This window comes from Providencia sp. PROV033 (assembly GCF_028484855.1).
Classification (GTDB): domain Bacteria; phylum Pseudomonadota; class Gammaproteobacteria; order Enterobacterales; family Enterobacteriaceae; genus Providencia; species Providencia alcalifaciens.
The window spans coordinates 1-6173 of record NZ_JAMPSW010000046.1; the positions used below are offsets into that span (position 1 = coordinate 1).

Sequence of the window (6173 nt, forward strand, 5' to 3'; positions counted from 1 at the left end):
TTTTTTCTCATTCAAGCCCAGCGTTGTTGGCTACGTAATCATATTTATTCTTACTCATTGTATGCCACAGTGTTGTTGGTTCGTTCTCTTACTACCTAACGGTGACATCAATGATGTTTAAATTAGTTAAGCGATATCGAGCGGCAAATCGACTTGTAGATTATCGATTAAACGGGTTTTTCCTAACCATGCGGCCATCAAAATTACGGCACGGCGGCTGGAAACCGTTAGCTCACCGAGGTTATCGGCATCACGAATAAACAGCTCATCAGGTGTAAATCCAGCCTGACGTAAAGATTCTTCCATTTCACCGATTAAGCGGGTTGCTGCGGCGGGAGAATCAGCCAGCTTTTCGCCCGCTTTTTGCATAATGGCAAATAGCTGAGGGGCTATTTTGAGTTCATCTGCGGACAGGTTATTATTCCGCGAGCTGAGCGCTAAACCGTTCTTGGCACGGACGATAGGGACACCGACAACTTGGATATCGAAAGAGAGATCCGTGACTAATTTACGTACCAATTGAAGTTGCTGGAAGTCTTTTTCGCCGAATAACGCAATATCAGGCTGAACCAAGTTAAACAGCTTAGTCAGAACGGTCGCAACACCGCGGAAATGCCCAGGACGGCTAGCACCCTCTAACATGGTAGAGATTTCAGGCACTTCAACATAAGTTTGATTATCCATTCCCTCAGGGTAGAATTCCGTCGCAGAAGGCGCAAAAACTAAATCAATATTTTTGCGTTTGAGCTTTTCGCAATCTTCTTGCAAGGTGCGTGGATAATTCGCTAAATCGGATTGACGGTCAAATTGCATTGGATTGACAAAAATACTGGCAATCACAATATCCGCTTGCTGTTTTGCTTGGTCAATCAGCGTCAGATGCCCATCATGTAAATTTCCCATCGTAGGGACAAACGCAATACGTTTGCCTTCTTGTTTCCAGCGGCGAATTTCACGGCGCAAGATTAGCGATGTTTCAATAATCCGCATACTTCCCATCCTTATCGTTATACGTTATATAGAATTAAGAAAATGAGTGGGCATCACTCGGGTAAATTTCTTGTTCAACTTCTTGAATATACAAGCGAATAGCATCACTGATATTCCCAGCTTCAGCCAGAAAATTTTTCGCGAACTTGGGTGGTTTGGCTGTGATCCCTAAGGCATCATGCATCACCAAAATTTGTCCATCAGTGCCTTTTCCCGCACCAATACCGATGACAGGTAACAGTAATTCTTCAGTGACTTGGTTCGCGAGGGAGGTAGGAACACACTCAAGAACGAGCAGTTGAATACCTGCATTTTCGAGGGCAATCGCATCTTTAATCAATTGGTTAGCGGTCACTTCATCACGACCTTGGACTTTATAGCCCCCTAATACATTGACAGCTTGTGGGGTTAAGCCTAAGTGACCACAGACAGGCACGGAACGTTCACACAGCATTTTGACCGTATCACATAACCAGCTGCCCCCTTCAATTTTGACCATGTTAGCACCTGCCTGCATTAAAATAGCGGCATTTGTGCACGCTTGCTCTGGCGTGGCATAGCTCATAAATGGCATATCAGCGATGATAAATGTGTTAGGGGCACCTTTACGAACACAGCGAGTGTGATACGCAATTTGTTCGACAGTGACAGGCAGGGTGCTTGATTCTCCCTGGATAGTCATTCCTAAGGAATCACCAACGAGAATCACTTGGATACCTTGCTCCGCAAATAGTTGTGCAAAGCTGGCATCATAAGCAGTAATGGTGGCGAATTTGTGTTTCTCTTTCTTATATTGACACAAATCAGCGAGAGAAATGGGTTTCATTAAAATAACCTCCGGAAATGATTTCTCTTATGACCATACCTTAAAAGAGGTTAAATACGTCAGGCGTTTATTCCCAAAGCATTAGGCCATTACGAGGGACGTGTATAAGTCTTTCTGACAGTAATTCACCATCAGGAAAAATCAGGGAAGGGGTAATATCACTGAGCGGATGAAGCATAAATTCACGCTCCTTTAGCCCATAATGTGGAATGGTTAACCGTTCTGTATTCATGATGCGGTTACCAAACAACATGATATCGAGATCTAACGTTCTTGGTCCCCAGCGCTCATCTTTACGAACACGCCCTAAATCTAACTCAATTTTTTGAGTGTAATTGAGAAGTTCTTCGGGTTCGAGTTCTGTTTCCAGTAAAACGGCCAGATTGAGAAAATCAGGCTGATTTTGTGGACCGAGCGGCTTGGTTCGATAAATAGATGAAGTGCTCACAACGCGACTGTTTGGGATTGCATTTAATGCAGTAATCGCTTGTTGTGCTTGCTTAAGTGGCTCGCCTAAGTTGCTGCCAATGGCAATATACACCTGCTCCATTTCTTTATCTCTCTACAGTGATCGCAACGACAGTTTAAGTCGTTGCGACTGACACAATTATGATTTGTTAGGCTTTCTATTGCCAGATTGCGATGAACGATGTGGACGTTGGCGACGGCGAGTCGGTGCACTGCCTAATTCCGAAATCATTTCACGTTGTTTCTGTGCGTTAGACTGCTGGAAATCACTCCACCATAATGCGAGTTCTTGTAGCTCATTACGGTGCTCAACATTTGCTCTTAGCTCTAATAAATCAAAGGCTGCACGGAATTTCGGGTGCTCCATTAATTTATTCGCACGACGACCTTGGCGACGAGGTAGGCGCAATTGCAGCATCCAAATATCACGCATGGTTGTGGTGATACGTTTTGGTATTGCAATAGAGCGGCACTGTTCATCCAGTACATCATTCATGGCCAGTGCAAAAGCATCGTAGTAAGCCAGCCCACCTTCCTGTGCTAATTTCTCAGCATGTTCAGTGACGGGATACCATAACATGGCTGCGAATAAAAATGCAGGGTTGACTCGCTTATCATTTTTTAGTCTGAAATCAGTATTTTTTAACACTTGTTCAATGATTTTTTCCATTGGAGAGTCGCCATTCTCGGTGAAGCGACTTGCAATCACTGGGAACAGTTGCTCAAACAAATGGTACTGATTCAGCATTTTATATGTGGCGTAGCCATAACCCGCTTGAAGTAATTTTAATGACTCTTCAAACAGGCGAGCAGATGGAATCTCACCTAGCAGTGGGGCTAAGCGGTGAATGGGTTCTGCGGTCTTTGGCTCGATACGCATATTGAGCTTACAGGCAAAACGCACAGCACGGATCATCCGAACGGGATCTTCACGATAGCGAGTTTCTGGGTCACCAATTAGGCGAATGACACCATCTTTTAAGTCTTGCAAGCCATTAACGTAATCACGTACAGAGAAATCATCAATGTTGTAATACAGGCTATTGACGGTGAAGTCGCGACGAATTGCATCTTCTTCGATGGAGCCGAAAATATTATCGCGAAGTAACATGCCATTTTGCGCTTGGGATGACAGATTTTTGTCATCTACTTCTTGATCATGGTGACCACGGAAAGTGGCAACTTCAATAATTTCTGGACCAAACATAATATGTGCAAGGCGGAATCGGCGACCGACCAGTCGGCAATTACGGAACAGCTTGCGAATTTGCTCAGGCGTTGCATTGGTCGTGATATCGAAATCTTTGGGTTTTTGACCCAATAATAAATCACGGACGCCGCCCCCAACTAAATAGGCTTCATAGCCATTTTTATTGAGGCGATATAATACTTTCAGTGCATTATCACTGATGTCATCACGCGAGATTGGGTGATCGGCTCGTGGGATAACCGTAATGGATTCTTGTTTCGTCACGGGTGTTCGCTTCTGTGTTTGAACATCGGAACGCTTAGGATGACGAACCGTTTTCTTTATTTGCCTAGTATTCTGCTCATGCCGAGTGTTCCTCTCAGATTTTTTTTCTGATGCAGAAGGAGTGACTGGCCTTTCACTGGCTGCCTGTGTGTCTCGCGCACCGCGCTTTGGCATCGCGTCCTGTTCTGTGGACGATGCTGGTTCATTGCGAGATAAAATATTACGGCAGAAATTTGCTACTCGGTTAAAAATAGTACACCTCGATGTCATTACATAGATTCATAAAACAAAATAAGCGGCTAATCATAGCTCACTGAAGTTTCTTTGAGAATGGTTAAACGAATAAAAGTCATGGCTAATTATATTTTATATCAATTAACTCAGTGAATATTATACTAATTGTAGATTTTTATCATGTAACGCAAACGATAACAAAAGCAGCAAAAATGAGAATGGAAACATCAGCGAAAAGGGGGAGTTTGAATTTTTTTGAGGGTGCGAATCCTTATAACGGCGCAGGGTTAATGCGCCGTTGAGGACTCCCAATACAACAATTAGCCAGCCATCTGCTTTTCGCGGATTTCTGCTAATGTTTTACAGTCGATGCACAAATCTGCAGTTGGACGCGCTTCCAAACGACGGATGCCAATTTCCACACCACAAGATTCGCAGTAGCCAAAATCTTCATCTTCAACTTTCTTCAGCGTCTTTTCGATCTTCTTGATCAATTTACGTTCGCGGTCGCGGTTACGTAATTCGAGGCTGAATTCCTCTTCCTGAGCGGCTCTATCAACGGGGTCTGGAAAGTTAGCTGCCTCATCTTGCATATGAGTAACAGTCCGGTCCACTTCATCTCTGAGTTGATTGCGCCATGCTTCGAGAATGAGCTTAAAATGCGCCAATTGGGCTTCGTTCATGTACTCTTCGCCAGCCTTCTCATGATAGGGCTCAACCCCGGCAATGGCGAGAATGCTTAAGGACGATGTCTTACGTTTTTGCCCTTCTTGCATAATGCTTCTCCTACACACGCAAATTTTACAAAAACCCCAAGGGGGAAAATTTAAGGTCGCTATAAATATCAGAAGACAGCCGTCTTGGCAATCGTTCATGTGATGAGTTTTGCAATGCTGTGAGGGCAAGCGTGTTTCTTCCCTTCACTTGCACTCATAACTCGATGACCTTGTTTAAATATCGACTAAACTAAAATGACTTAGTCGGGGTGAAGCGAACTGATGTCCCTATTTGCATTTTTTGTTTAGATATATCCACTTGATAACACAGAACGTCGACGCCATTGGCAATAGCCTGTTCTAACAACGCTGCATATTGAGAGTCAATATGTGCAGCGGCGGATACTACGTGGATGCCGCTATGTAAAACAACAAACATAAGTATGGCGCGTTTTCCTTCTTTAGCAATCTGAGTCAGCTCTCGAAGGTGCTTTTGCCCCCTAATTGTTTGGGTGTCAGGAAAATAACCATGACCATCCTCTAGTAAAGTAACTGATTTTACTTCTATAAAACAATCAATTAACCCATCTTGAGCAAGAAAAAAATCAATTCGGCTGTTTTCGTTTCCATACTTCACTTCGGGAGTCACTATACTGTAGTCAGATAATTCTGGAATATGTTTTTTTGCCAACGCTTCTGCCACTAATTGATTTGCCCGCATTGTGTTAATACAAATTAGATGGTTATTTTGAGTTTGCGTTAACTCCCAACTATAAGGGTATTTTCGTTTCGGATTATCTGAGGTGGAATACCACACCGTATCTCCAGGCGTGGCACAACCCGTCATGGCTCCCGTATTCGCGCAGTGTATCGTTATTTCCTCTCCCTCGGGGGTGACGACATCCGCTAAAAAACGCTTGTAGCGTTTAATTAAAGTCGCTGATTTTAATGGGGGGATAAATTCCATGTCTTCTCCGTTTTACTGCGTTGCTCGTGATATAACATGGCCTCATGCTATATAGGCTTATGTGATAGACAGTATTAATGCGTCATATTGGTTAATGCTACAATGCTTAACATAAAAGTTAAACGTCATGGAGTCGCCCCTTAGTGTTCCCTATCTTAGAAGTAAGTAATGACTTACTCGCTGCTTTAGCGAAATCTCCGCAAGTTCTCTTACATGCGCCAACTGGCGCAGGTAAATCCACTGTACTGCCGTTAGAAATTCTCAAAAGTGGGCAGTTCAATGGGCGGATCATTATGCTAGAACCGCGGCGGATTGCTGCGCGTTCGGTGGCTGCTCGTTTAGCACAACAGTTAGGGGAATCGATAGGCGAAACCATTGGCTTGCGAATGCGCTCTGAAAGTAAGGTGAGTGCTAAAACACGGCTAGAAGTGGTCACTGAAGGTGTTCTCACGCGTCAATTACAAAATGACCCGATGCTTGAGGGTGTCGAGTTAGTCA

Annotated in this window: 7 protein-coding genes; 1 reads left to right on the top strand and 6 read right to left on the bottom strand. The window is 43.9% G+C overall.

Annotated features, from left to right (window positions below):
• Positions 1–126: 126 nt before the first annotated feature.
• From panC to sfsA, 6 genes are all read right to left on the bottom strand, one after another.
• Complete coding sequence (panC, locus tag PSF16_RS09735) at positions 127–990, bottom strand: pantoate--beta-alanine ligase (RefSeq protein ID WP_036961573.1); 864 nt, start codon at positions 988–990, stop codon at positions 127–129.
• A gap of 34 nt (positions 991–1024) precedes the next feature.
• On the bottom strand, positions 1025–1816 hold the full coding sequence (gene panB, locus PSF16_RS09740) for a 3-methyl-2-oxobutanoate hydroxymethyltransferase (RefSeq protein WP_006659323.1): 792 nt from the start codon (positions 1814–1816) through the stop codon (positions 1025–1027).
• A gap of 67 nt (positions 1817–1883) precedes the next feature.
• Positions 1884–2366 (bottom strand): 2-amino-4-hydroxy-6-hydroxymethyldihydropteridine diphosphokinase, encoded by a 483-nt coding sequence (gene folK / locus PSF16_RS09745; RefSeq protein ID WP_272689178.1) that lies wholly within the window; start codon positions 2364–2366, stop codon positions 1884–1886.
• Positions 2367–2423: 57 nt separating this feature from the next.
• A complete protein-coding gene (pcnB, locus tag PSF16_RS09750; RefSeq protein ID WP_218927402.1) occupies positions 2424–3932 on the bottom strand; it encodes a polynucleotide adenylyltransferase PcnB in 1509 nt (502 codons plus the stop codon).
• Positions 3933–4312: 380 nt separating this feature from the next.
• The gene (dksA, locus tag PSF16_RS09755; protein ID WP_006659320.1) at positions 4313–4768 is read right to left on the bottom strand and encodes an RNA polymerase-binding protein DksA; all 456 of its coding nucleotides are present in this window, start codon (positions 4766–4768) and stop codon (positions 4313–4315) included.
• A gap of 190 nt (positions 4769–4958) precedes the next feature.
• Positions 4959–5675: a DNA/RNA nuclease SfsA gene (sfsA, locus tag PSF16_RS09760; protein ID WP_272689179.1), complete on the bottom strand. Its 717-nt coding sequence runs from the start codon at positions 5673–5675 to the stop codon at positions 4959–4961.
• 143 nt (positions 5676–5818) lie between these two features.
• Here sfsA and PSF16_RS09765 point away from each other — a divergent pair.
• On the top strand, positions 5819–6173 hold a 355-nt coding region (locus PSF16_RS09765; RefSeq protein ID WP_336313814.1), incomplete at its 3' end, for a DEAD/DEAH box helicase.